Annotated in this window: 1 protein-coding gene; it reads right to left on the reverse strand. The window is 54.5% G+C overall.

What is annotated here, in order from left to right; translation table 11 throughout:
- Window positions 1-989: mechanosensitive ion channel family protein (locus tag CIT31_RS02120; RefSeq protein WP_095517278.1), on the reverse strand; the 989-nt coding region annotated here is incomplete at its 3' end.
- Window positions 990-1,134 lie beyond the last annotated feature (145 nt).

A 1,134-nucleotide genomic window follows, 5' to 3' on the forward strand; every position in this document is an offset into this window, starting at 1 on the left:
CCCGCTTCCTTCGGCGGCACAAGGTAACGCACGATGGCCTCGAGCCAGGTGTTTTCACTGACGCGAAAATGAACCACGGGATGCTCCTTCACTTCGAGTTCGTCCACCGGCGTTTGCGACAGGATGTGCTTATAGACCTTCACCTTCTGGCTCATGATGTCGCCGATCTGCTCGTCAACGACCTCTCTCATGGTTTTCGCTACGAATTCCAGATCGCTTTCATAAGCGAGCTGGAACTTGATTTCGTTCCAGACATAGGGAAACAGCGGCCAGGAATAGTTGAAGACCGGCGTGTCAAACACGGTGGAGTTCGGAAACTTGATGACGCGTCCGCTTGGATGATCGGTCCAAAGATGTTCGCCGCCGAATTCCCATAACGTCGTGTCGAGATAGCTGACATCAATGACATCGCCATGGGCATCGCCGATGCGAATGCGGTCGCCAACGCGATAAGGCGCCCTGGCCAGAATATAAATCCAGGCGATGAAACTGGAGATCGGCATTTGCAGCGCAAAGCCGAGAATTAGTGAAATCAGGCCGAGTGAAACAACCGCAGCGTACCAGTTCACAAATAAGACCGAAATGGCCACGAAGACGATGGCGACGACGACGACCAATCGAAAAATACGTTGCAGGTTGAAACGCGAAACACGATTGGGAATTCGGCCAATGAGAAAGACTTCGATAACATTGGCAACGGTCAGCATAACGAAAATGAGAAGGCCGCCCCTGACGTAGTTCAGCACGCGAACGCGCAAAGGCGCATCAAGCCATTCTAAGCGCCAATTGATCAGGACTTGGATGCCAAAAAGCAGCAAGGCGGCGGCAGCAAAACCAACCGTCCACCAGACATCTTGCTTGCGAAGGCTGAAGCGGAATTTTTCCTCGGGCTTTTTCGCCTTCTGTTCCAAAGTTTCTGGATCAGCAGTCTGTTGCGCGGCCCGTTCGAGTCGGGAAAGGTTCTCCTGTTCCTTGGCGCGCGGTTCCATGGGTCCTCCGATGTGGCCATCAACACCCAGCCAGTGCCTTCTCGTTCCTCGACGGCGGCATTCCGGCAAACGACCCGATATCAGTCGCTGACCGGTTCCTTGCCGGTCCCCGAAAGCTGGCCTTCATTCCGGCGGCCCCGTCCTT

This window comes from Mesorhizobium wenxiniae (assembly GCF_002284535.1).
Lineage (GTDB): Bacteria > Pseudomonadota > Alphaproteobacteria > Rhizobiales > Rhizobiaceae > Mesorhizobium > Mesorhizobium wenxiniae.